The organism is Delftia sp. Lp-1, from assembly GCF_020523835.1.
Taxonomy (GTDB): domain Bacteria; phylum Pseudomonadota; class Gammaproteobacteria; order Burkholderiales; family Burkholderiaceae_C; genus Comamonas; species Comamonas acidovorans.
Genome location: NZ_JAJALJ010000004.1, coordinates 641,519 through 665,030, shown reverse-complemented (window position 1 = coordinate 665,030; position 23,512 = coordinate 641,519). Strand labels below are relative to the sequence as shown.

26 protein-coding genes are annotated in these 23,512 nt (G+C 66.6%); 9 read left to right on the top strand and 17 right to left on the bottom strand.

Translation table 11 applies throughout. The annotated features are described in order from the left end of the window. The first annotated feature begins 63 nt into the window (after nucleotides 1–63). Together LGR64_RS28260 and LGR64_RS28255 are read left to right on the top strand one after the other, a co-directional pair. Nucleotides 64–1,161 (top strand): aminoglycoside phosphotransferase family protein, encoded by a 1,098-nt coding sequence (locus LGR64_RS28260; RefSeq protein ID WP_013804796.1) that lies wholly within the window; start codon nucleotides 64–66, stop codon nucleotides 1,159–1,161. A gap of 13 nt (nucleotides 1,162–1,174) precedes the next feature. Beyond that, nucleotides 1,175–1,927, top strand: a complete 753-nt coding sequence (locus LGR64_RS28255) for a 16S rRNA (uracil(1498)-N(3))-methyltransferase (protein WP_141833125.1) — start codon at nucleotides 1,175–1,177, stop codon at nucleotides 1,925–1,927. Here the strand turns inward: LGR64_RS28255 and LGR64_RS28250 are convergent. Next, nucleotides 1,914–2,798, bottom strand: a complete 885-nt coding sequence (locus LGR64_RS28250; protein WP_141833124.1) for an alpha/beta hydrolase — start codon at nucleotides 2,796–2,798, stop codon at nucleotides 1,914–1,916. The genes LGR64_RS28255 and LGR64_RS28250 overlap by 14 nt on opposite strands. Then, nucleotides 2,798–4,306: a M20 family metallopeptidase gene (locus LGR64_RS28245; RefSeq protein WP_013804799.1), complete on the bottom strand. Its 1,509-nt coding sequence runs from the start codon at nucleotides 4,304–4,306 to the stop codon at nucleotides 2,798–2,800. The genes LGR64_RS28250 and LGR64_RS28245 overlap by 1 nt, the downstream gene beginning before the upstream one ends. A gap of 122 nt (nucleotides 4,307–4,428) precedes the next feature. On the opposite strand from LGR64_RS28245, the gene LGR64_RS28240 reads away from it, so the two are divergent. Together LGR64_RS28240 and LGR64_RS28235 are read left to right on the top strand one after the other, a co-directional pair. Next, nucleotides 4,429–4,842 (top strand): MerR family transcriptional regulator, encoded by a 414-nt coding sequence (locus tag LGR64_RS28240; RefSeq protein ID WP_141833122.1) that lies wholly within the window; start codon nucleotides 4,429–4,431, stop codon nucleotides 4,840–4,842. Nucleotides 4,843–4,867: 25 nt separating this feature from the next. Next, nucleotides 4,868–5,518 (top strand): NAD(P)H-dependent oxidoreductase, encoded by a 651-nt coding sequence (locus tag LGR64_RS28235; RefSeq protein ID WP_141833120.1) that lies wholly within the window; start codon nucleotides 4,868–4,870, stop codon nucleotides 5,516–5,518. On the opposite strand, the gene LGR64_RS28230 is transcribed toward LGR64_RS28235, so the two are convergent. From LGR64_RS28230 to LGR64_RS28215, 4 genes are all read right to left on the bottom strand, one after another. Beyond that, complete coding sequence (locus tag LGR64_RS28230) at nucleotides 5,502–6,665, bottom strand: glycerophosphodiester phosphodiesterase (RefSeq protein WP_141833118.1); 1,164 nt, start codon at nucleotides 6,663–6,665, stop codon at nucleotides 5,502–5,504. The genes LGR64_RS28235 and LGR64_RS28230 overlap by 17 nt on opposite strands. A 72-nt stretch (nucleotides 6,666–6,737) precedes the next feature. Continuing rightward, on the bottom strand, nucleotides 6,738–7,322 hold the full coding sequence (gene metW, locus LGR64_RS28225) for a methionine biosynthesis protein MetW (protein ID WP_012207840.1): 585 nt from the start codon (nucleotides 7,320–7,322) through the stop codon (nucleotides 6,738–6,740). Then, nucleotides 7,319–8,467, bottom strand: coding sequence for a homoserine O-succinyltransferase MetX (gene metX / locus LGR64_RS28220; protein WP_099735023.1), 1,149 nt, complete (start codon nucleotides 8,465–8,467; stop codon nucleotides 7,319–7,321). The genes metW and metX overlap by 4 nt, the downstream gene beginning before the upstream one ends. Before the next feature lie 106 nt (nucleotides 8,468–8,573). After that, a complete protein-coding gene (locus tag LGR64_RS28215; RefSeq protein WP_034397481.1) occupies nucleotides 8,574–9,152 on the bottom strand; it encodes a TMEM165/GDT1 family protein in 579 nt (192 codons plus the stop codon). Between the two features lie 493 nt (nucleotides 9,153–9,645). Between LGR64_RS28215 and LGR64_RS28210 the strand changes: the two genes are divergently transcribed. Both LGR64_RS28210 and LGR64_RS28205 read left to right on the top strand, forming a co-directional pair. Further along, entirely contained in the window at nucleotides 9,646–10,020 is a 375-nt protein-coding gene (locus LGR64_RS28210; protein ID WP_012207843.1) for an RNA recognition motif domain-containing protein, read from the top strand. Nucleotides 10,021–10,275: 255 nt separating this feature from the next. After that, nucleotides 10,276–10,809 carry an RNA recognition motif domain-containing protein gene (locus tag LGR64_RS28205; RefSeq protein WP_141833116.1) on the top strand — a complete coding sequence of 178 codons (534 nt, stop codon included), beginning with the start codon at nucleotides 10,276–10,278 and terminating at the stop codon, nucleotides 10,807–10,809. A 104-nt stretch (nucleotides 10,810–10,913) separates the two neighbouring features. Here LGR64_RS28205 and LGR64_RS28200 read toward each other — a convergent pair whose 3' ends face one another. Genes LGR64_RS28200 through LGR64_RS28185 form a run of 4 tightly spaced genes read right to left on the bottom strand, consistent with a single transcriptional unit; the run spans nucleotide 10,914 to nucleotide 13,931 of the window. Then, nucleotides 10,914–11,714, bottom strand: coding sequence for an SDR family oxidoreductase (locus LGR64_RS28200; protein WP_141833114.1), 801 nt, complete (start codon nucleotides 11,712–11,714; stop codon nucleotides 10,914–10,916). A 41-nt stretch (nucleotides 11,715–11,755) separates the two neighbouring features. After that, a complete protein-coding gene (lptC, locus tag LGR64_RS28195; protein ID WP_013804806.1) occupies nucleotides 11,756–12,373 on the bottom strand; it encodes an LPS export ABC transporter periplasmic protein LptC in 618 nt (205 codons plus the stop codon). Next, the gene (locus LGR64_RS28190; RefSeq protein ID WP_012207847.1) at nucleotides 12,370–12,930 is read right to left on the bottom strand and encodes a KdsC family phosphatase; all 561 of its coding nucleotides are present in this window, start codon (nucleotides 12,928–12,930) and stop codon (nucleotides 12,370–12,372) included. Before LGR64_RS28190 ends, lptC begins: the two co-directional genes overlap by 4 nt. Then, a complete protein-coding gene (locus LGR64_RS28185) occupies nucleotides 12,930–13,931 on the bottom strand; it encodes a KpsF/GutQ family sugar-phosphate isomerase (protein ID WP_230357470.1) in 1,002 nt (333 codons plus the stop codon). Before LGR64_RS28185 ends, LGR64_RS28190 begins: the two co-directional genes overlap by 1 nt. Nucleotides 13,932–14,028: 97 nt before the next feature. On the opposite strand from LGR64_RS28185, the gene LGR64_RS28180 reads away from it, so the two are divergent. Further along, nucleotides 14,029–14,586: an adenine phosphoribosyltransferase gene (locus LGR64_RS28180; RefSeq protein ID WP_012207849.1), complete on the top strand. Its 558-nt coding sequence runs from the start codon at nucleotides 14,029–14,031 to the stop codon at nucleotides 14,584–14,586. A 17-nt stretch (nucleotides 14,587–14,603) separates the two neighbouring features. Here the strand turns inward: LGR64_RS28180 and LGR64_RS28175 are convergent, their stop codons facing one another. From LGR64_RS28175 to rpmH, 7 genes are all read right to left on the bottom strand, one after another. Beyond that, nucleotides 14,604–15,356 (bottom strand): hypothetical protein, encoded by a 753-nt coding sequence (locus tag LGR64_RS28175; protein WP_230357468.1) that lies wholly within the window; start codon nucleotides 15,354–15,356, stop codon nucleotides 14,604–14,606. Between the two features lie 176 nt (nucleotides 15,357–15,532). Beyond that, nucleotides 15,533–16,012: a Crp/Fnr family transcriptional regulator gene (locus LGR64_RS28170; protein ID WP_012207851.1), complete on the bottom strand. Its 480-nt coding sequence runs from the start codon at nucleotides 16,010–16,012 to the stop codon at nucleotides 15,533–15,535. 219 nt (nucleotides 16,013–16,231) lie between these two features. After that, complete coding sequence (mnmE, locus tag LGR64_RS28165) at nucleotides 16,232–17,653, bottom strand: tRNA uridine-5-carboxymethylaminomethyl(34) synthesis GTPase MnmE (protein WP_230357466.1); 1,422 nt, start codon at nucleotides 17,651–17,653, stop codon at nucleotides 16,232–16,234. Between the two features lie 98 nt (nucleotides 17,654–17,751). Then, nucleotides 17,752–19,464 (bottom strand): membrane protein insertase YidC, encoded by a 1,713-nt coding sequence (gene yidC, locus LGR64_RS28160; protein ID WP_012207853.1) that lies wholly within the window; start codon nucleotides 19,462–19,464, stop codon nucleotides 17,752–17,754. Continuing rightward, nucleotides 19,461–19,751, bottom strand: a complete 291-nt coding sequence (gene yidD / locus LGR64_RS28155; protein WP_012207854.1) for a membrane protein insertion efficiency factor YidD — start codon at nucleotides 19,749–19,751, stop codon at nucleotides 19,461–19,463. Before yidD ends, yidC begins: the two co-directional genes overlap by 4 nt. Continuing rightward, a complete protein-coding gene (locus tag LGR64_RS28150; protein WP_012207855.1) occupies nucleotides 19,748–20,257 on the bottom strand; it encodes a ribonuclease P protein component in 510 nt (169 codons plus the stop codon). Before LGR64_RS28150 ends, yidD begins: the two co-directional genes overlap by 4 nt. Nucleotides 20,258–20,315: 58 nt before the next feature. Further along, the gene (rpmH, locus tag LGR64_RS28145) at nucleotides 20,316–20,450 is read right to left on the bottom strand and encodes a 50S ribosomal protein L34 (RefSeq protein WP_012207856.1); all 135 of its coding nucleotides are present in this window, start codon (nucleotides 20,448–20,450) and stop codon (nucleotides 20,316–20,318) included. A gap of 414 nt (nucleotides 20,451–20,864) precedes the next feature. Between rpmH and dnaA the strand changes: the two genes are divergently transcribed. Both dnaA and dnaN read left to right on the top strand, forming a co-directional pair. Further along, nucleotides 20,865–22,271 (top strand): chromosomal replication initiator protein DnaA, encoded by a 1,407-nt coding sequence (gene dnaA / locus LGR64_RS28140; RefSeq protein WP_012201941.1) that lies wholly within the window; start codon nucleotides 20,865–20,867, stop codon nucleotides 22,269–22,271. 121 nt (nucleotides 22,272–22,392) lie between these two features. After that, a complete protein-coding gene (gene dnaN / locus LGR64_RS28135) occupies nucleotides 22,393–23,511 on the top strand; it encodes a DNA polymerase III subunit beta (RefSeq protein ID WP_012201942.1) in 1,119 nt (372 codons plus the stop codon). Nucleotide 23,512: the final 1 nt, after the last annotated feature.

The window sequence follows — 23,512 nt, the reverse complement described above, 5'->3', positions numbered from 1 at the left end:
CGCAAGCCTAGCATCACCGCCGGGCATTCGCCGGGGTGGCGGTTTGTAGAATCGCGATTATCCATGAGCCATCCAAACACCCCCACGGCCGGCGTTGTCTGGGCCGACCCCGCCCGCCACGCCGCCTTCGACGCCTGGCTGGCCCCGCTGTCCGCCCGCCACGCGCTGCGCCCCGAAACCCTGCGCCCTGCCTCGGCCGATGCCAGCTTTCGCCGCTATCTGCGCCTGGACACCAGCGCGGGCGCCAGCCTCATCGTCATGGATGCCCCGCCGGACAAGGAAGATTGCGCGCCCTTCGCCAAGGTGCAGGCGCTGATGGCCTCGGCCGGGCTGGCCGTGCCGCAGATCCTGGACTGGGATGCGGCGCACGGTTTCATGCTGCTGTCCGACCTGGGCGGCCACACCGTCATCGAGGCGCTGGACCCGGAAAAGCCCCAGGACGCGGAAGCCTGGTACCGCTCGGCGCTGGAGGTGCTGCTGGCCTGGCAGACCGCCTCGCGCCCCGACGTGCTGCCCGCGTATGACGACGCGCTGCTGCGCCGCGAGCTGCAGCTGTTCCCCGACTGGTACATCGCGCGCCACCGCGAGACCGTGCTCGACGACAGGCAGCAGGCCACGCTGGCCAAGGCCTTCGACCAGATCGTGGCCCACAACCTGGCGGCACCCAGCGTCTTTGTGCACCGCGACTTCATGACGCGCAATCTCATGCAGCCCGTGACCGCCAGCGGCCCGCTGGGCGTGCTGGACTTCCAGGATGCGGTCTATGGCCCGGTGACCTATGACATCGCCAGCCTGCTGCGCGATGCCTTCATCAGCTGGGAAGAGGACTTTGTCATCGACATTACCGTGCGTTACTGGGAGAAGGCGCGCAAGTCGGGATTGGTCGGCGCGCGCAGCCAAAGCGGCTGGGGCGACGATTTCGGCGAGTTCTACCGAGGCGTGGAGTGGATGGGCCTGCAGCGCCACCTCAAGGTGGCCGGCATCTTCGCGCGGCTGACGCTGCGCGACGGCAAGCCCCGCTACCTGGCCGACGCGCCGCGCTTCATCCACTACATCCGCTCCACCTGCAGCCGCTACCGCGAGCTGACGCCGCTGTTGCGCCTGGTGGACCAGATCGAAAACATCCAGCCCCAGGTCGGCTGGGCCTACGGGCGCGTCTGAGAACGGATACGCCATGCCACGCTTTCACTGCCCCATTGCGCTGCGCAGCGGCGCCGACATCGACCTGCCGCCCGGCGCGGCGCGCCATGTGCAGGTGCTGCGCCTGCAGCCCGGCGACGGCATCACCCTCTTCGAAGGCCGCGCCGGCGAAGGCTTCAGCGGCGGCGAGTTCGAGGCCACCGTGCTGCGCATGGGCCGCAGCGCCGTGGCCGTGCGCATAGGCGCGCACCACGCCGTGGAACGCGAGCCCCTGCGCCCCGTGCACCTGCTGGCCGGCATCACGGCCAACGAACGCATGGACTGGCTGGTGGAGAAGGCGGCCGAGCTGGGTGCCGCCAGCATCACCCCGCTGGTGGCCGAGCGCAGCGTGCTCAAGCTCAAGGGCGAGCGCGCCGAGAAAAAACTCGCCCACTGGCAGGCCGTGGCCGTATCGGCCTGCGAGCAGTGCACGCGCAACCGCGTTCCCCCGCTGCACACCCCTGCAGACCTGGAGGACTGGCTGGAGGGCGGTGCGAAACAGCTGCCGCCCGGCACGCTGCGCCTGCTGCTGTCGCTGGGCGAGGGCACGCGGCCGCTGGTTGAGATCCTGGATGCCACGGCCGAGGATGCACCCGTGGTCTTTCTCTCCGGCCCCGAGGGCGGCCTGTCGCCTGCCGAGGAGGCGCTCGCCCGCGCCCAGGGCTTTGTGCCCGTCACGCTGGGGCCACGCGTGCTGCGCGCGGAAACCGCGCCCCTGGCCGCGCTGGCGGCGCTCACGCTGGCCTGAAGCGGCCCAGCCAGTCGCGCAGCCGCGCGAACACGGGCGCGGCGAAGTCATCGCGCTCGTTGAACAGCTCGTGGTAGGCGCCGTCAAAGCACTGCGCCTGTACCACGGCTGGCGGCGCGCGGTCGGCAAAGGCCTGGCTGCCGGCCGGTGCCACCAGCCTGTCGTCCCCCGCCCACATCAGCAGGCTGGGCACGCTCCACTGCCCCGCGCGGGCCAGCACCTGCGGGCCGCCCTGCGCCAGAAACCGCGCCAGCCGCGCGCAGATGCGGTCATGGCACAGCGGATCGGCACGGTAGGCATCGCAGACCGCCGCGTCATGCGAGAGATAGGGAATCTGCAGGCCGTTGGACACGCGCAGGTCGGGCACCAGGCGCGGCAGCGTGCCCACGAGCAGCTTCTGGATGGGCGACAAACCCACGTCGAGGGCCGGCGAAGACAGCACCAGCGCATCGACAGGCCGGATGGCACGCGCCACGAACAGCGCCGCCACCAGGCCGCCCAGGCTGTGGCCCAGCAGCACCAGCGGCTGGCCAGCGGGCTGCTGGGCACGCGTGGCATCGACCACGGCTGCAAGGTCATTCAGCAGCCGGCCATCGGCCGTCAAGCCGCCGCGCGGCCCTGCCGAGCGCCCATGGCCGTATTGGTCGTAGCCGCGCACCGCATAGCCCCAGGCATTGAGGCGCCGGGCCAGCGCCTCATAGCGGCCGATGTGCTCGCCCAGGCCGTGCACCAGCAGCACGGTGGCGCGCGCCTGGCCCCCGTCCACGGGCCAGTCGCACAGTGACAGCTCGGCGCCGTCGCTGGACGCAAGGCGCGTGACCTGGCCTTGCGAGACAGGTGCGGGAACGGGTGCGGGGGCAGGCGCTGCCATCACGCCACGCCAGCAGCGCCCGCCTCGGCGGCTGCCTGCGCCCCGGCCATGGCGGCGATCACCTGGGCCACGGCGGCCGTGAGCTTCTTGGCATAGGGCACGTGCAGGAATTCATTGGGACCGTGGGCATTGCTCTTGGGACCGAGCACGCCGCAGACCATCATCTGGGCCTTGGGGAAGCCCTGGCTGAGCATGTTCATCAGCGGAATCGTGCCGCCCTGGCCGATGTAGCCGCAGGAGGCGCCGAAATGCGCCTGGCTTGCCGCGTTGAGCGCGTCCTCGAACCAGCCGTCCATGGCTGGCGCATTCCAGCCGCTGGCGCCCGACAGGCCCTGCCAGGTCACACGGGCCTGGTAGGGAGCGTTGTCCTCCAGCAGCGCCTTCATTTCCTGCACGCAGGCGGCGGCATCGACCAGGGGCGGCAGGCGCAGGCTGAGCTTGAAGGCGGTATAGGGGCGCAGCACGTTGCCGGCGTCCTGCAGCGCGGGCAGGCCCTCGGCGCCGGTCACGCTCAACGTGGGCTCCCAGGTGCGCTTGACCAGGGCCTGGACCGGGTCGGTGGTGGTGGGCAGGGCGAACAGCGTGGAGCCGCCGCAGTCGTAGTGCGCCCAGGGGAAGCGGGCATAGGTTTCCTCGCCCAGGATGGCCGCCGTGTCGCGCATCTGCGCCATGCGCTCGGCCGGCACCTCGCAGTGGAAACTGGCGGGCAGCAGGCGCCCGGTCTTGCTGTCCTCCAGCCGGTCCAGCACCTGGCGCAGGATGCGGAAGGACGACGGCACGACGCCCGAGGCATCGCCCGAATGCACACCCTCGGTGAGGATTTCCACCTTCAGCGTGCCGCTGGCCATGCCGCGCAGGCTGGTGGTCAGCCACAGCTGGTCGTAGTTGCCGGCGCCACTGTCCAGGCAGATCACCAGGCCCACATCGCCCAGGCGCGGACGCAGGGCATCGACATAGGGCAACAGGTCACGCGAGCCGCTTTCCTCGCAGGTCTCGATCAGGCCCAGGATGCGCGGGTGCGGCACGCCCTGGCGCTTGAGCTCCTGCACGGCCGCGATGCTGGCGTAGACCGCATAGCCGTCGTCGGCGCCGCCACGGCCATAGAGCTTGCCGTTCTCGTACTTGGGCGTCCACGGGCCCAGGTCGCTGCGCCAGCCGTCGAACTCTGGCTGCTTGTCCAGGTGGCCGTACATCAGCACCGTGGGGCTGGAGGCCGCCTTGTCCTGCGTGCCTTCCACCTCGAAGAACAGCACCGGCGTGCGGCCGGGCTGGCGCACGATCTCCAGCGTCAGGCCGGCCACCTTCTGCGCCAGCACCCAGTCGGCCGCATTGCGCAGCACGGTCTCCAGGTGGCCCTGCTGCTCCCAGTCGGGCGCGAACATGGGCGATTTGGCGGGAATGGCGATGTACTCGGTCAGCGCCGGGACGATGCGCTCGTCCCAGGAGCGGCTGATCTGGTCAAGCGCGGCTGCGGGCTGCAGCAGCTGCGAAGGGGTGCGTGCGTTCATGGCGGGTCCTCGTGTCATGGGTCGGCGCACCGTTCGAGCGAAGCCAGCGCCGCGATCCGGTCATTGTGCGCCAAGGCGGCACGGACCCCGGACACCCCGCCGCCAACGACTACGATCGCGCCATGTATATCGGAGAACTCGCCCGACGCGCCGGCTGCTCGCCCAAGGCCGTCCGGCTGTATGAATCACGGGGCCTGCTCGGCGCCGTGGCACGGGCAGGCAGCTACCGCATCTATGGCGAGCAGGACCTGGTGCTTGTGCAGCGCATACGCCAGGCGCTGGGACTGGGCTTTCGGCTGGACGAGCTGCACGGCCTGCACCGCATCCATGAGGCCACAAGCTGGGAAGCCCTGGCCCGGCTGCTGCGCGAGCGCAGCAGCCAGGTTCAGGCAGAAATCCGGCGCCTCCAGGCACAGCAGTCCCAGTTGGCGGCGCTGGAGCGCGAACTGCTCGAATGCAGCCTGGAGACGGCAGGTACCCAGGGCGCCTGCGAACCCGCATTGGTCTGGGCCCGCGGCCTGAGCCCGGGTGCTTGACCCTGCCCCAAGGGGCAAGGCGAACATGGGCGCCATGTCTCCAAGAACCGCCCACCCTCCTGCCGATACGCATCCCCAGCGCATCCTGATCATCCTCGGCCACCCGTCGGCCAGCAGCCTGTGCGCAGGCCTGGCCGACGCCTACGCACAGGGCGCACGCGACAGCGGCGCCGAGGTACGCCTGCTGCGCCTGGGCGAACTGGACTTCGACCCGCTGCTGCATGCCGGCTACCGCCAGGACCAGCCCCTGGAGCCTGACCTGCAGCGGGCCCAGGCCGACATCCTGTGGGCCAGCCACCTGGCATGGGCCTATCCCACCTGGTGGGGCGGCCTGCCGGCCTTGCTCAAGGGCTTCATCGATCGCATCTTTCTGCCGGGCTTCGCCTTCAAGTACCGCAAGGGCTCGGTGCTGTGGGACCGGCTGCTGGCCGGCCGCACGGCCGACCTGCTGGTGAGCATGGATTCACCACCCTGGTACTACCGCTGGGTGGCGCACATGCCGGGCCACCACCAGATGCGCCGCGCCATCCTGGAATTCAGCGGCATCCGGCCCGTGCGCATACACAGCTTCGGCCCCGTGCTCGGCGCCGAGGCCGCCCGTGTGCAGCAGTGGCTGGAGCGGGCGCAGGCAGCAGGCCGGCGCGCGGCGGCGCGCCGTCTCAAGGCTTCGGTTTGAGCAGGTCATCGATGGCCGCGCGCCCCACCGACGGATCGTCGGTGAAGATGCCATCGATGCCCGTGCGCAGGAAATCGTCCATGTCGGCGCGTGCATTGCCGCGCCGGGCGCCGTCCTGTGCGGGCGGCGATTTCAGGCTCAGGGGCAGGAAGGCGTGCTCGGGCCGCAGCGTCCAGGGATGGACCAGCAGCCCGGCACGGTGGGCATCGGCCACCAGTGCCGTGGGCGCCGCATTGGCGCCCTGCACCACGGGGATCACCATGCTCTTGCTCGGCCCGATGCCATTGGCATAGCGCGCAATCTCGGCCAGGCCCGCGGGCGTGACCATGTCGGCATAGCCGGGGCCCGTGCCGCGCGCCACGCTGTCATAGGGCTTGCCCTTGGGCGCCAGCAATTGCACCAGGCGCAGGCTGCTGCGCGCACGGATCCAACGCAGGTTCTCCACCTCGAAGGACTGCACGAAGACTGGCGCCTGCGCATGGTTCCAGCCGTTGTCCGCAAGCAGCTTCAGCAGCACGGGCTCCAGCGGCAGGCCGATGGACTGGAAGTAGCTCGGGTGCTTGGTCTCGGGATAGATGCCTATGGTGCGGTTCGTGCGTACGCTCTCGGCTCGAGCCAGGTCGATGACCTCCTGCAGCGTGGGCACCTCGAAACGGTCATTGAACTGCACATTCGCCGGGCGGATCGCCGGGATGCGTTCACGCGCACGCAGCGTCTTCAGCTCGGCCAGCGTGAAATCCTCCACGAACCAGCCCGTGATCGCCTGCCCGTCGATGGTTTTGGTGGTCTTGCGCGCCGCGAACTCGGGGCGGTCGGCCACATTGGTGGTGGCCTCCTTGAGGCTGCCGTCGGCCGCCAGGATGGCGATGGCGTTCTCATGCCGCACCACCAGCACGCCATCGCGCGTGATGACCAGGTCGGGCTCGATGAAGTCGGCGCCTGCGCGTATGGCCTCCCGGTAGGCCTCCAGCGTGTGCTCTGGCCGCAGTGCCGATGCGCCGCGGTGCGCGATCAGCGCGGGCCGGGGAGGCCAGTCCGCGGCCTGTGATGGGGAATTGGCGGCCTGCGGCGTGGCGCAGCCTGCCAGCAGCAGGCCGGCGGCCGCGCCGGCCAGGGCCAGCGCGCGGCGGCGTGGGAAGCGGTTCATGTCTGCCTTTCGGGTTCGCAATCCGTCGATTGTGCGCGCCACCCATGACACGGGCACGGACCGGACCGCCGCTCAGGCGTGCTCGAAATGGAAGACGGCCGTGCCCGCCATGAGATTGGGCAGGGTACGCACGCTACGGCCATCCTGCAGGCCGAAGGAGTCCAGAATGCGCAGCCGGTTGCGGGTGGCAAGCACCTCGAAGTCCTTGTAGGTGCCCACGCGGATATTGGGCGTGTCATACCACTGGTAGGGCAGGCGCCGCGTCACCGGCATGCGCCCGCGCAGCACGGACAGGCGGTTGGGCCAGTGCGCGAAGTTGGGGAAGGCGACGATGCCCGCGCGCCCGATGCGCGCCGTCTCCTGCAGCATGGTCTCGGCATTGCGCAGATGCTGCAGCGTGTCGATCTGCAGCACCACGTCGAAGCTGTTGTCCTGGAAGATGGCCAGCCCGTCCTCCAGGTTCAGCTGCAGCACGTTCACGCCCCGGCGCACGCAGGCCAGCACATTGGCGTCGTCCAGCTCCACGCCGTAGCCGGTGCAGCCACGCTCGCGCTGCAGGTGCGACAGCAGGGCGCCATCGCCGCAGCCCAGGTCGAGCACGCGCGAGCCCTTGGGGATCAGGCGCGCAATCGCCTGCATGGTGTTCAGCTCGGTCATGCGGCCTCCTTGGCGACTGTCGGGGTTTCCTGGGCGATGTTGTCAAAGTAGGAGCGCATCACCTTCATGTAACGGGGATCGTCGAGCAGGAAGGCGTCATGGCCGTGGGGCGCGTCGATCTCGGCGTAGCTGACGTCGCGGTTGTTCTCCAGCAGCGACTTGACCAGCTCGCGGCTGCGCGCGGGGGCAAAGCGCCAGTCGGTGGTGAAGCTCACCAGCAGGAAGCCGGCCTTGGCCACGGACAGCGCCCGGGTCAGGTCGCCGCCATGCGCGCGCGCCGGGTCGAAATAATCGAGCGCACGCGTGATCAGCAGGTAGGTGTTGGCGTCGAAGTAGCTGCTGAACTTCTCGCCCTGGTAGCGCAGGTAGCTCTCGATCTGGAACTCCACGTCCTGCGTGCTGTACTTCAGGTCCAGCCCCTCCCTCAGCTGGCGGCCGAACTTCTGGTTCATCACGTCGTCGCTGAGGTAGGTGATGTGGCCGATCATGCGGGCGATGCGCAGTCCCCGCGCCGGCACCACGCCGTGCTCGTAGAAATGCCCGCCGTGGAAATCAGGGTCGGTGACGATGGCGCGGCGCGCCACCTCGTTGAAGGCGATGTTCTCGGCATTGAGGTTGGGCGCACTGGCCACGACCACGGCGTGGCGCATGCGGTCAGGGTGGCGCAGCGACCACGACAGCGCCTGCATGCCGCCCAGGCTGCCGCCCAGCACGGCGGCCAGCTGGCCAATGCCCAGCCGGTCCAGCAGCCGGGCCTGGGCGTCCACCCAGTCCTCCACCGTGACCACGGGGAAGTCGGCGCCATAGATCTTGCCGGTGTCGGGATGCGCGTGCATGGGGCCGGTCGAGCCAAAGCACGAGCCCAGGTTGTTCACGCCGATCACGAAGAACCGGTTCGTATCCACGGGCTTGCCCGGGCCGATCATGTTGTCCCACCAGCCCTCGCTCTTGGCCTGGCCCTCGTAGACGCCTGCCACATGGTGGGAGGCATTGAGCGCATGGCAGACCAGCACCGCGTTGCTGCGATCGGCATTGAGCTGCCCGTAGGTCTCGTAGGCGAGGTCGTAGTCCCGGATCGAGCCGCCGCCCTGCAGCGGCAGGGGCTCGTCGAAGTGCATGGTTTGTGGTGTGGCGATGAAGGACATGAAAAAACCCGGCATCGCTAAAAACGAGGCCGGGTTCTCTGGTGTCGTCTTTAGCAGGATTTATAAAGCGCCCGCAAGCAGAAGCAAATCGGCGCATGAAGGCTCATTATGCCAAAACGCCCGTCCCCGGAAGGAACAGGGCCAGCACGCCCAGCACCAGGAAGATCACGGCCGAGACCACATGCACCAGGCGTATGGGCACGCGCTTGACCAGCTTGTCGCCCAGCCACACCACGGGAGCGTTGGCCAGCATCATGCCCAGCGTGGTGCCGGCCACCACCCACAGGTAGGCGTTGTACTTGGCCGCCAGCATCACGGTGGCGATCTGCGTCTTGTCGCCCATCTCGGCCAGGAAGAAGGCCACCAGCGTGGTGCCGAAGACGCCCCAGCGCGAATGCCCGGAGACCTCGTCCTCGTCGAGCTTGTCGGGGATCAGCATCCAGATCGCCATGGCGATGAAGGAAAGGCCCAGGATCCAGCGCATGGCGTTCTCGCCCAGGTAGCTGGTGATCCAGGCACCCACGGCACCGGCCAGCGCATGGTTGACCAGCGTGGCCACGAAAATGCCCGCAACGATGGGCCAGGGTTTGCGAAAACGCGCGGCGAGCACCAGCGACAGCAGCTGGGTCTTGTCCCCCATCTCGGCAAGTGCGACGACGGAGGTTGAAATCAGGAAGGCTTCCATGGTGTGGGGATTTATCCGGCCGGATAGAGCACGCATTGACCACGCTCCGACTCCGGCCTTTGGATCGGTGCGCGGTCAATGGTCTCGATCGGTCACACGCAGCATTGCACTGCGCGCCGCATACGCCATAGGCCAGCGAAGGCCCAAGTTTGTTGACGCATGCATCCGGCCACTGAGCCGAACGATCTACTCCCCAAAGACTGAGGCGGCGATCATAGCAGCCCCCCGATCCGCATGCCGACCACCACTGCCGCCACGGCACTTGCTTATGCGCTGCCGCAATTTCAGGGTTACTCCCAGGGGCATTCTGTGGCGGGCACGACGAATTTTTGCGAAACAGTAATAACGTGCGAAAACTTCTGCCACATAATGGGCAGGCTTTCGTTCGGGCTTCGGCTCAATGAGGGCGAGTGCGTTTGCGTCTCTAACGTTGTCATCCCGTGTTGACTCCCTAGGGCTCCATCGCGTTTTCCAGTTTTTTCAGGAGTCCTCCATGGGCAACAAGCTTTACGTCGGCAACCTGCCGTACACCTTCCGTGACAGCGATCTGGAGCAAGCCTTCAGCGAATTCGGCGCCGTCAACAGCGCCAAAGTGATGATGGAGCGCGACACCGGCCGTTCCAAGGGTTTCGGCTTCGTCGAAATGGGCAGCGATGCCGAAGCACAAGCTGCTATCCAAGGCCTGCACGGCCAAAACCGCGGCGGCCGTGACCTGGTGGTCAACGAAGCCCGTCCGATGGAGCCCCGCGCTCCCCGTAGCGGCGGCTTCGGCGGCGGCTTTGGTGGTGGCGGCGGTGGCGGCGGCTTCGGCGGCGGCAACCGTGACGGCGGCTACGGCGGTGGCGGCGGCCGTCGCAACAGCTACTAAGCACTCGCTTAGAGCTTGCGTTAGCAAAAAAATGGGGCCTTCGGGCCCCTTTTTTGTTGCCAAACGTTATCAGCTTGTGTTTTCGAGCATTTATCTTTTTGATTTTTGTGCTTCATAATTTGGTTTCGGGCAGACCCGTTCGAACGCTATGTGTTTAGGAAGGTTGGACAGGCTCTTGTATACAAAGAACCTGATGTCTGTGCGTCCTGAAGCCGAGCGCAAACCAGTGAGCATTGAGGAGTTGAGGAGTTTTTGATGGGCAATAAGCTTTACGTCGGCAACCTTCCCTATGGTGTGCGTGACAACGACTTGGAGCAGGCATTCAGCCAGTTCGGCGCTGTCACCAGCGCCCGGGTCATGATGGAACGCGACACAGGCCGCTCCAAGGGATTCGGGTTTGTCGAAATGGGCAGCGATGCCGAGGCACAGGCAGCCGTTCAAGGCATGAATGGCCAGCCATTGGGCGGACGCAGCCTCGTGGTGAACGAAGCGCGCCCCATGGAGCCCCGTCCCCCGCGCTCGGGCGGCTTTGGTGGCGGCGGCGGTGGTGGCGGCTATGGCCGTGGTGAGGGCGGCGGCGGTGGCTACGGTGGCGGTGGCCGCGGTGATGGCGGAGGCTACGGACGCAGCGATGGCGGCGGCGGTGGTGGCTATGGCCGTGGTGACGGCGGTGGTGGCGGCGGCTACGGCGGCCGTGGCGATGGTGGTTTCCGCAGCCCCTATGGCTCCGGCCCCCGCAATGGCGGCCGTGGCGGCGGCTGGGGAAACAACAATAACAACGGAGAATGAGACCCCGGTCTCCATGTTCTCCCAAACAAGAAAAGGCTCCTTCAGGGAGCCTTTTTTGCGGGTGCAAGTTTATGCATGAACATATTCCCTGAGCACGACGAACTTCAGGGATTTTTCGAATGACGATGTTTGCGATTTCGTCCTACAAGCAGCCGATCAAACAAGGGGTTTGGCAGAATTTTCATCAAACGGCCAACCCACGCCATTTGCCAGGGGATGATGGCCAGGCTGCGCCCGGCATCAATGGAACGCCAGGCCCTTGCAGCAAACTCATGGGGCTGCAATAGGAATGGCATGCCATAGCGGTTACCGCGTGTGAGGGGTGTATCTACATAACCAGGAAGCAATGTAGTGACTTTTACGCCACTACTGCGCAATTCACCGCGAAGGCTTTCGCAATAGGCAATGACTGCAGCCTTGCTGGCGCAATAAGCACCATGTCCCGGCAGGCCGCGCAGCCCGGCCACACTGGCGATACCGACCAACTGCCCGCTGCCACGCCGCACCATGGGCGCGATAAAAGGATGGAAACTGGCCGCCACGCCCATGGTGTTGACGGCCAGCACCTGCTGCATGGTGTCGATATCCTCGCGCATCGAGGTGTCCACACCCCAGCTGACGCCGGCATTGGCAATCACGACATCGGGCAGGCCCTGCTGCTGCTCACAGCGCCGGGCGGCAGCGATGATGCTGTCGGGCACGGCCACATCGGCCTCGTAGATGGCGAAGCGCGACGCCTCCAGGCCCTGCTGCGCAGCCCATTGCGCCATCACGTCGCCACGCCGCGCAACCAGTGCCAGCGACCAGCCTTGCTGGTAGGCATGCCAGGCCAGGGCCTGGCCTATGCCGCTGGATGCGCCGGTGATGAAGGCCAGGGGTGCCGGGCTGCGCGAGGATGTCGTCATGGCTTGTTCTCCATCGGCAGGCCTGCGCTTGCGCTGGCGCCTTACTTGGTCCTGGACGGCTGCAGGGTGCCGCGCACGCGGCCCTGCAGCTTCATCACCAGATCCAGGTTGCTGTACTGCATGCTGTCGGCCGTGAAACGGTCCTTGTCACGGGTCAGCACCACGGGCTGGTTGGAACTCACTCTTTCCTCGTTGGGCCAGGCGTGCAGGAATTCGCCCTGGAATTGCAACTGCGGCTGCGGTTGTTTACCTGCTGTCACAAATGGCTCGCGCGTGACGACGGCATTGCCAAACATCTGCACCTCGGAACCATCGGCATTGCTCAGCGCCCGCTTGGCGCTGCCGCGCGTGATGCGGCCTTCAGGCGAGACCGCGAACATGCGCACGTTGTCGATTTCGAGGGTGTCGGTATCCGGATAGTGGCGGCCCATGCTGCCCTCGATCTGGCTCTTGAGCCGCCCCGTGGCGTCGAAGCTCTTGATCGAGAAATCCTTCATGAAGTAGTCGGGCTCATGCGCCACGGCCTTTTCGGTGCCGCTGGCCACGGGCTGCGGTGCATTGCGCACCAGCCACCAGGTGCCCAGCGCCAGCAGGCCCATCAGCAGCACGGGCAGGTACAGGGAAAGCCGGTCACCGACGCGGCGCCAAGCCTGGATCATGATGCGTATTCCGCCAGCAGCCCGGCATAGGCGCCACGCGCGGCCAGCAGCAGGTCGCACAGCTGGCGCACCGCCCCTTCGCCACCGCTGCGCGGCGTGATCCAGTCGGCCACGGCCAGCACCTCGTCATGGGCGTTGGCCGGCGCGCAGGCAAAGGCGGAGCGCCGCATCACGGGCAGGTCGGGCCAGTCGTCGCCCATGGCTGCCGCCTGGTGCCACTGCAGGCCCAGCTCGCCCAGAATGGCCTCGGCGGCAGGCACCTTGTCTTCCGTGCCAAAGCGCGCATGCGTGACGCCCAGGTTGCTCAGCCGCAGGCGCAGGGCCGGCGAATCGCGGCCCGTCACCACGGCGGGCGTGATGCCGGCCTTTTGCAGCAGCTTCAGGCCATGGCCGTCCAGCGTGTTGAAGCGCTTGAGCACCTCGCCTTCGCCAGAGAACAGCAGGCCGCCATCGGTGAGCACGCCATCGACATCGAAGAAGGCCACCCGCACATCCTGTGCCAGCAGCAGCAGTTGTGCGTCCCAGTTCTGCACGGGCGTCAAAGGAGCGCGTGCCATCAGATCACCTTGGCGCGCATCAGGTCGCGGATATGGACCACGCCGCGCAGCTGGCGCTGCGCATCGGCCACCAGCACCGCGGTGATGCCGTGCTCCTCCATCATGCTGGCGGCGTCCACGGCCAGCGCGTCTTCGGCGATGGTGCGGGGCCCCTTGTGCATGACATCGCCGGCCTGCAGCGCGCGCAGGTCGGTGCCGGCCTCCACGCGGCGGCGCAGGTCTCCGTCGGTGAAGATGCCCTGCAGCACGCCTGCCCCATCGACGATGGCCGAGCAGCCCAGGCCCTTGGCGCTCATCTCGCGCATCAGTTCGACAAAGCTGGCATCGGCCCCGACCTTCGGCAGCTCATCGCCGCTGCGCATGACATCACGCACATGGGTCAGCAGCTTGCGGCCCAGCGCACCGCCCGGATGGGAGCGCGCAAAGTCCTCGGCGCCAAAGCCGCGCGCATCGAGCAGGGCCACGGCCAGGGCGTCGCCCATGGCCATCTGCGCGGTGGTGCTGGCCGTGGGCGCCAGGTTCAGGGGGCAGGCCTCGCGCTCGACACGGGTGTCCAGCACCCAGTCGGCATGGCGGGCCAGCGTGGATTGCGCGCCGCCGGTCATGGCCACCAGCGCAATGCCCTGGCGCTTGATGGCCGGCAGCAGCGCAGCGAGCTCATCGGCCTCGCCGCTGTTGGACAGCGCCAGCACCAGGTCAATGCCGGTCACCATGCCCAGATCGCCATGGCTGGCCTCGGCCGGATGCACGAAGAACGCAGGCGTGCCCGTGGAAGCCAGGGTGGCGGCCACCTTGCGCCCGACATGGCCGCTCTTGCCCATGCCCATCACGACGACGCGGCCGGACAGCCGCAGGATGCGCTGCACCACTTCGCCGAACACGCCATCAAGGCGCTGCGACATGGCTTGAAGGGCATCGGCCTCGATGCCCAGGGTGTCGCGGGCCAAGCGCAGGGCACGGGGCGTGTCCAGCGCATCCAGGGTGGCAGCATCAGAATTCATCTGGATGATTTTAGGCGGTCTGGCCATCCGGCGGCGGCGGTCGCCATCGGGCGCCTGGGTACACTGGCCCGTCTTCTCCAGCCCCCGATCCAGCGCCATGCATACCACCCCCAGCGTCAACGATTACCTGCGCACGCACATACGCACCGTTCCCGACTGGCCGGCGCCCGGCGTGCAGTTCCGCGACATCACGCCGCTGCTGCAGGACCCGCAGGTCTTTCGCGTGATGACCGACGCCTTCGTGCACCGCTACATGCAGCGCGGCATGCGCCCCGATGTGGTGGCCGGGCTTGATGCGCGCGGCTTCATCCTGGGCGCCGTGGTGGCCCACGAATTGGGCGTGGGATTTGTACCCATCCGCAAAAAGGGCAAGCTGCCCTTCACCACGGTGGAGGAAACCTATGAACTCGAATACGGCAGTGCCACCGTGGAGCTGCACACCGACGCCGTCAAGGCGGGCGACCGCGTGCTGCTGATCGACGACCTGATCGCCACCGGCGGCACCATGATGGCCGGCAAGCGGCTGCTGGAAAAACTCGGCGCCACCGTGATCGAGGGTGCGGCCATCGTGGACCTGCCCGAGCTGGGCGGCTCCACCTTGCTGCGCGATAGTGGACTGCCGCTGTTCACGCTGGTGGATTTCGCCGGCCACTGAGCCAGGCCGCAGCCCGGTCAGCGCAGTTCGCCGTACTGGGTGACGCCCAGGTCCAGGTGGTCCAGCGTGCTGTGGGGAAAGTCCGCACCGCGATCGCCTGCGCCCGGCCCGAGCAAGGGGCCCGAGCGGCGCACACCAGCGGGAGCCGCTGCAGCAGAGCCTGCAGAACCCGCTCCCCGCCCGGTTGCGGGCATGGCTGCCACGGCGAGCTTGAAGGCGGCCATTTCCTGATCGTCTATGGGTTCGAACGGCGCCATGTCCTGCCTGCGGCGCTGGGGCGCTGCCGCCTCCATCGCGGCCACCACCGGGACGGCCATGGGCGGGGCGGGACGCGGGGCGCGCGTCGCTGCGGAATGCACCTGGGCTTGGGCCTGGGCTGCAGCGTTCTGGTCGCTGACCCGCCAGTACACGGCCGTCACGACCGCACCCATGCGGGCCTTGGCCGCCTGGGCCAGCATGGCCTCGATCTCGCTGAGCCGCGCGGTTTCGCTGGCATAGGCCCGCGCCAGGTCCATCATCACCACGAAGCGCTGGCCCACGTTGTCCAGCGAGAGCACCTTGAACTTGTAGCTGGCGGACAACACACCGGCACGCACCATGACATCGCGCACCACACCGTAGAGCTGCTCACGGCGCTCGGAACGCTCGCTGCGGCGCCCGCCGGGCCCTGCATCACGACGCGCCACGGCACTGGCCTGGCCATCGTCTCCGGGCGAACCACGGCCCTGCTCCGGCACAGGCTTGCGGGAAAACCAGTTGAACACAGACATGGGGGCTCTCATTGTCACGAATAGTCACAAACTCGCGGCATTGTGCCTGCAACTTTGCGACATTTCGAGCACGGCCGCAGCAAAACCGCTGTATCAATTTGTCGCAGCGCAAAGGCCGGCCTGTCACCGCCCCGCGCCCGCAGAGTGCCCCGTCCCAGGTGCTGCCCGGGAGCCTTTCAGGTACTGGCCACCCGGCGACGGCTGTCCACCGCACGGCGGGCAAGCACCTGCCCGGCCGCCATGACCAGGGCCAGCGCCACACCGGGCTGGCGATTGCTGAGTTCGGCGAAGCGCATGGCCGTCAGGCACCAAAGCCGTCCCGGCGCAGCCGCCTGCACGGTGGCATGGCGCGCACGGTGGGCGAAGAAGGCGCCCTCGCCCAGGATGGAACCCGGGCCGACGATGGCCAGGCGGATGCGCTCCTTCGCATCCTGGTAGTGCACGCTGAGGCTGCCGGACTCCACGAAGTACAGATTGCGGTCCAGCGAACCTTCGGCAAACAGCAGCTCGCCCGCCGCCAGCGTGACCGGCACCAGGTAGGGCGCCAGCAGATCCCATTGCTCCAAGGTCAGCGCGTTCTGCACACCATCGACAGCCACGGCCGACGACATGGCCTGGGCCAGTGGCCGCAAATCATTGTGGGAGGAAGAAGACATGGCGGATCCGGTTCGAATTGGGCCGCGCACCCGCGCCAGGGCTGCGCCCGGCGGCAGGCAGCGACGAGGGCCGCTGCGGCACGCCGCATGCTAAGCGACGGCAGCGGGCACGCCAATGCCGACAAGCGGGTTTTCGGCGGCAAATTTTGTAGCAAAAGATAAGTATTGCAGCAACTCTGCTGGCTGTGCGAATGGGGCCGGGGCCATCCGGCAGCCCGGTCACTTGCCGATGCAGAAGCTGGAAAAGATCACGCCCAGCAGATCGTCGGAGCTGAATTCCCCGGTGATGGAGTTCAGCGAGACCTGGGCCAGGCGCAGTTCCTCGGCCAGCAAGTCCAGGTGGGCGGCCTGGGCCGCCAGCTGCAGCTCGGCCTCCTGCAGGTGGGCGGCCACGGCCTGCAGTGCCTCCACATGGCGCGCGCGCGCCAGGTACAGGCCTTCTGGGGCCGACTGCCAGCCGGCCACGTCCAGCAGGCGCCGGCGCAGGGCATCCAGGCCGTCGCCCGTGCGTGCCGACAGTGCCACGCTGCCTTCACGGCCGCCATGCGCCTGCATCTGGGCGGGTTCCGCGCGATCGGTCTTGTTCCAGACATCGATGACGGGCACCTGGCGCGGCAGCTTCTGGGCAAGGATTTCGGCAATGGCGGCGTCGGCCGCCAGGTAGTCGTGCTCGCCCATGCGTGTGAGGTCGTGCAGGAAGAGCACGGCATCGGCCGCGGCGATCTCGTCCCAGGCGCGCGCGATGCCGATGCGCTCGACCTCGTCGCTGCTCTCGCGCAGGCCTGCCGTGTCGATCACATGCAGGGGCACGCCCTCGATCTGGATGGTCTGCTGCACCTTGTCGCGCGTAGTACCGGCAATCGGGGTGACGATGGCCAGTTCCGCACCGGCCAGCGCGTTGAGCAGCGAGCTCTTGCCCGCGTTGGGCTGGCCCGCGATCACGACCTTGATGCCTTCGCGCAACAGCGCACCCTGGTGGGCGCGCGACAGCACCTGGTCCAGCTTGCCACGCAGCCGTGCGAGCTGGCCGCTGGCATCGGCTTTTTGCAGGAAGTCGATCTCTTCCTCGGGAAAGTCCAGCGTGGCCTCGACCAGCATGCGCAGGTGCACCAGCGCGTCGCGCAGGCCATGGATTTCCTCGGAAAAAGCGCCCGACAGCGAACGGCTCGCACTGCGCGCGGCGGCCTCGGTGCTGGCGTCGATCAGGTCGGCAATGGCCTCGGCCTGGGCCAAGTCGATCTTGTCGTTGAGAAAGGCACGCTCGGTGAATTCACCGGGCTGGGCCAGGCGCAGGCCCGGCAGCACGCTGCGATGGCCTTCGCCAGAGGCTTGCGCAGCCTCCAGGCAGCGCGCCAGCAGCAGTTGCAGAACGACGGGGCCGCCGTGGGCCTGAAGCTCCAGCACATCCTCGCCGGTATAGCTGTGCGGCGCCGGGAAGAACAGGGCCAGGCCGTGGTCGATGGGGCCGCCCTGGGCATCGCGAAACGGCAGATAGGTGGCCTCGCGCGGCTTGAGGTCGCGCCCGCACAGCGCCCGCACCAGCGGCGCCACGCCCTTGCCGGACACACGCACGATGCCCACGGCACCCCGCCCCGGGGCGGTGGCGATGGCGGCGATGGGGTCGTTGTGGCGGGGCAGCATGGATGGAGCTTTCTTGGGAGGGATTTCAGGCCGCCGATGATAGGCCGCCCATGAAAAAGCCCGCCGAAGCGGGCTTTGGAGCCAGGGCCTTCGCAGGCTTACTTGGCAGGCGTGGACTTGCCGAATTTGGGCAGGTTGAACTGCGGCGGCACGCCCATGCGGGTGTTGATGATCCACTGCTGGGCGATGGACAGGATGTTGTTCGTCAGCCAGTACAGCACCAGGCCGGCCGGGAAGAAGAAGAACATCACGCTGAAGACCAGGGGCATGATCCACATCATCTTGGCCTGCATCGGATCCGGCGGAGCGGGGTTCAGCGCGGTCTGCAGCAGCGAGGACAGGGTCATCAGCACGGGCAGGATGAACAGAGGATCCTTGGCCGACAGGTCGGTGATCCAGCCGATCCAGGGCGCGTTGCGGATTTCCACGCTGGACAGCAGCACCCAGTACAGCGCGATGAATACCGGGATCTGGATGATGATGGGCAGGCAGCCGCCCATGGGGTTGACCTTTTCCTCGCGGTAGATGCGCATCATCTCCTGCTGCATCTGCTGGGGCTTGTCCTTGAGGCGCTCACGCATTTCCATGATGCGCGGGTTGATGGCCTTCATCTTGGCCATCGAGGAGTAGGCCTTGGCATTGAGCCAGTAGAAGGCGATCTTCAGCAGCAGCACCAGGGCCACGATGGACCAGCCCCAGTTGCCCAGGAAGCCGTGCAGCTTGTCCAGCAGCCAGTACAGCGGCTTGGCCAGGATGGTCAGCCAGCCATAGTCCTTGACCAGCTCCAGCCCGGGCGCCAGCGATTCCAGGCGCTTTTCGATCTGGGGACCGGCGAACAGGCGCGCTTCCACGCTCTTGCTCTGGCCAGGCTCGATGGTGCCCACCGGCGTGATCATGCCGACGGCGTAGAGGTTGTTGTCCACCTTGCGCAGGAAGTTGTCGCGCTGGATGCCTTCGGCCAGCAGCCAGGCGCTGGCGAAGTAATGCTGGACCATGGCCACGTAGCCGCCCGAGGACGACTTCTCGACGCTGGCCTTGCCGCTCTCGATGTCCTTGAACTCGACCTTCTGGTACTTCTTCTCGTCGGTGTAGACGGCCGGGCCCGTGAAGGTGGAGTACATGGTGGACTGTTCGCCTTCGGGCTTGTTGCCGTCGCGCACCAGTTGCAGGTACAGCTGCGGGCTCACGGCCGCCGTGCCGGTGTTCACCACTTCATGGCGCACGCCGATGTCGTAGGCGCCGCGCTTGAGCGTCCAGATCTTGACCAGCTTCACGCCACCCATGTCGGGCGACTCGAAGCGCAGTTCCATCTGGTCCTCGCCGTCCTTGAGCTCGCGCGCGCCGGGCAGCGCGGTCATGGTCGTCTTGTGCGTGGGGAAACCGCCGCCGATCAGGCCCGACTGGCCCAGGTACACGCGGTGCACGCTCTCGTCGAACAGCACCACTGGCTTGTCCTTGTGCACGGAATCCGCGTACTTGAGCAGCTCGGCATGGCGCAGCGTGCCGCCCTGGCTGTCGAAGGTCAGGCGCAGCACGTCGGTGCTGATGGTGACGTTCTGGCGCGGGGCTGCCTCGGGCGCGGCGGCAGCGCCGCCAGGCACTTCGCCGGCACCGGCCGTTGCCGCAGCAGCCGCCGAGGGCACGCTGGCATCGCCGGGCGCCTTGCCCGTTTCAGGTGCCGGGGCCGTGGCGACGGCAGGCGCGGGGAAAAAAGTGGCCTTCTTGCCGCTGTGCACTTGCCATTTGTCCCATAGCAAGACCAGCGAAAAGCCAAATATCACCCACAGGATGGTGCGGCGAATATCGTTCATGAAGACTTCTTAGGTGAGGAAGGTTGGGTGTTTTCGGGCGCAGCCGTCAGGCTGGTGAACAGCCTGGGCTTTTGCTCTGGCACAGGGTCATGCCCCCCGTCACACCACGGATGACAGCGCGCCAGGCGGCGCAGCGTCAGGTAGGAGCCTACCGCAGCGCCGTGTTGCTCCAACGCTTCAAGGGAATAGGCAGAGCAGGTGGGCGTGAAGCGGCAGGCCGAGCCCAGCCAGGGACTGAGCATCAGCCGATAGCCGCGCACCAGCGCCATCAGCAGCCGCTGCATCATGGCGCAACCCCGATGCTCTCGCCAGCGGCTGCGGCGCGCTCCTGTGCGGGCTGCGGGAGCTCGGGCGCAGGCTGCGACAGGCGTTTCGCCGCATAGGCGAACAACTGCTGCAGCTCGGCGCGCACGGCCTGCCGGAGCACATCAGAAGTGGCGCTCACGAACTGGCGCCGGTCAAAGCCCGAGCGCAGCCGCACCACATGGGCGCCTTGGAGCATCAGGGTCTCATGCTCGCTGCCCACGGCATAGATCTGCCGCTTGATGGTGTGTCGCGTCACCGAGCGGCGCGCCCAGCGCTTGGGCACCATGGCGCCCAGCCAAGCATCCTGGCGCACGGCGCCAACGCCGAACAGGGCCTGCGGGTCTTGCGACCCGGGCCCTGTCGGTGGCGCCATGGCGCCGCCCTGCTCCGTCAGAACGAGACGGTGCAGGGCGAAATGCGCGGTACGCGATACCGTACCGGCAGCCATGGCGGCCTGAAACTGCGGACGTGTTTTCAGCCGTTGCATGCCAGCACCCCGTTCAGGGGTTCAGTGCAGCGAGCAAACCGCCCAGCAATGGCTGGCCTTAGACGGCCAGACGCTTGCGGCCCTTGGCGCGGCGAGCGTTGATCACGGCGCGGCCGCCCTTGGTCTTCATGCGGACCAGAAAGCCGTGGGTGCGGGCGCGACGGGTCTTGGAGGGTTGGTAAGTACGTTTCATGTTGGTTCCTAGAGAAGGTTCAGTTTTGCACCGGTCCCGTATCCGGCACGCTACACGCAGTGCAGCCAGCAGCCGCCACAAAGGCAAACCGCCAGGCCACCTGCCAAAAATCTGCACGATGCACTTGCCATGTGCAGCCCAAGGAGCAACCCCGAGAGGTTTCGCCCAAGGCCGCCAGCGGCAGCATGCAGACCCGATGCAGACGGGCGGGACATATCACCCTGAACACATTCAGGGAAACCCGCGATTATCACAGCGTTGTCCACTTGATGCAATGCCCTTCGAACCCGAAGGATGCCTGCCCATTTTGCGACAAGGCGGAGGACAAGCTCCTGATATTTTGTGGATAACTTCCGCAAAAGCTACAATGGCAGCCTCGCAACAGTTCCTCCTATCCACAACTAGACTTCGACAATGACAGAGGAACCTACGAACGATGCAGGCCAGGGCCTGTGGCAAGTCTGCGTTGAGCAACTGGGGCAGGAAATGCCCGAACAGCAGTTCAACACCTGGATCAAGCCCCTGACCGCGCACGTCGCCGAAGACTTCTCCAAAGTCACCGTCTACGTGGCCAACCGCTTCAAGCTCGACTGGATCCGCGCCCAATATGCAGGCCGCATCTCGGCCATGCTGGAGTCGCTCTATGGCCAGCCGGTGACGCTTGAGTTGGCACTCGCTCAGCGGGAAAGCGTTGTGCGGACTTACGTCCGCCCCTCCTCCAGCGAGCGCTCGGCCCCGCCGGAAACCATCGTCACCTCGGTGCCCACGGTCACCAGCGAAGACGCGGCAGCGCCCGTCTTTCGCACGCGCCTGAACGCCGCGCTGACCTTCGAGACCCTGGTGGAAGGTACGGCCAACCGGATGGCACGCTCGGCCGCCATGCATGTGGCGGGCTCGCCCGGACACCTGTACAACCCGCTGTTCATCTACGGCGGCGTAGGCCTGGGCAAGACCCACCTGGTGCATGCCGTGGGCAACAAGCTGCTGGCCGACAAGCCCGACGCCAAAGTTCTCTACATCCATGCCGAGCAGTTCGTCTCGGATGTGGTCAAGGCCTACCAGCGCCGCACCTTTGACGAATTCAAGGAGCGTTACCACTCGCTGGATCTGCTGCTGATCGACGACGTGCAGTTCTTCGCCAACAAGGACCGCACGCAGGAGGAGTTCTTCAACGCCTTCGAGGCGCTGCTGGCCAAGAAGAGCCACATCGTGATGACCTCGGACACCTATCCCAAGGGTCTGGCGAACATCCACGAGCGGCTGGTATCGCGCTTCGACTCCGGGCTGACGGTGGCCATCGAGCCGCCCGAGCTGGAGATGCGCGTGGCCATCCTGATCAACAAGGCCCGCGCCGAGAACGCCGAGATGCCCGAGGAAGTCGCCTTCTTCGTGGCCAAGAACGTGCGCTCCAACGTGCGCGAGCTCGAAGGCGCGCTGCGCAAGATCCTGGCCTATTCGCGCTTCAACCAGAAGGAAGTCTCCATCCAGCTGGCCCGCGAGGCCCTGCGTGATCTGCTGTCCATCCAGAACCGCCAGATCAGTGTGGAGAACATCCAGAAGACGGTGGCCGATTACTACAAGATCAAGGTGGCCGACATGTACAGCAAGAAGCGCCCGGCCAGCATCGCCCGGCCGCGCCAGATTGCCATGTACCTGGCCAAGGAATTGACCCAGAAGAGCCTGCCCGAGATCGGCGAGCTGTTCGGCGGGCGCGACCACACCACCGTGCTGCACGCGGTGCGCAAGATCGCCGGCGAACGCCAGCAACTGACCGAGCTGAACCAGCAGCTGCACGTGCTGGAGCAAACTCTCAAAGGTTGATGAAAACTCCCCCATTCTGGTCGTATGTACGCGGCAAAATGGGGGATTCGAGCGGCAAGAGGGGGCTCATTTGTGAGCCGCCGCTCCTACCGAGACCCGCATCCTTAAATCAGAGGTTGACATGATCGTCCTGAAAGCCACACAAGACAAAGTTCTCGCGGTCCTGCAATCGGTGTCCGGCATCGTCGAACGCCGCCACACGTTGCCCATCCTGGCCAACGTGCTGATCAAGAAGACCGGCAACGCATTGCAGCTGACCACCAGCGATCTGGAAATCCAGATCCGCACCACCGCCGAGCTCGGCGGCGACACCGGCGACTTCACCACCACCGTGGGCGCGCGCAAGCTGATCGACATCCTCAAGACCATGCCCGGCGACCAGACCGTGAGCCTGGAGACCCAGCAGGCCAAGATGGTGCTCAAGGGCGGCAAGAGCCGCTTCACGCTGCAGACCCTGCCGGCCGAGGACTTCCCGCTGGTGCAGGAGGCTGCGGCCTTCGGCCCTTCCTTCAGCGTACCGCAGAAGGTACTCAAGGACCTGCTGGGCCAGGTCTCCTTCGCCATGGCCGTGCAGGACATCCGCTACTACCTCAACGGCATCCTGTTCGTGGCCGAGGGCAAGCAGCTGTCCCTGGTGGCCACCGACGGCCACCGCCTGGCGTTCGCAAGCAGCCAGCTGGACGTGGAAGTGCCCAAGCAGGAAGTGATCCTGCCGCGCAAGACCGTGCTGGAGCTGCAGCGCCTGCTGTCGGATGCCGGTGGCGAGAACCAGCCCCACATCGAGATGCAGTTCGCCAACAACCAGGCCAAGTTCACCTTTGGCGGCATGGAGTTCGTGACCAAGCTGGTCGAGGGCAAGTTCCCCGACTACAACCGTGTCATCCCGCGCAACCACACCAACAGCGTGACCCTGGGCCGCGCCCCGCTGCTGGCCAGCCTGCAGCGCACGGCCATCATGACCAGCGACAAGTTCAAGGGCGTGCGCCTGACGGTGGAGCCCGGCACCTTGCGCGTGGCGTCCAACAACGCCGAGCAGGAAGAGGCCATGGACGAGCTGGACATCGACTACGGTGGCGACACCATCGAGATCGGCTTCAACGTCACCTACCTGATCGACGCCCTGTCCAACATGAGCCAGGACATGATCAGGATCGACCTGCAGGACGGCAACAGCTCGGCCCTGCTGACCATCCCCGAGAACGACAGCTTCAAGTACGTCGTGATGCCCATGCGCATCTGAC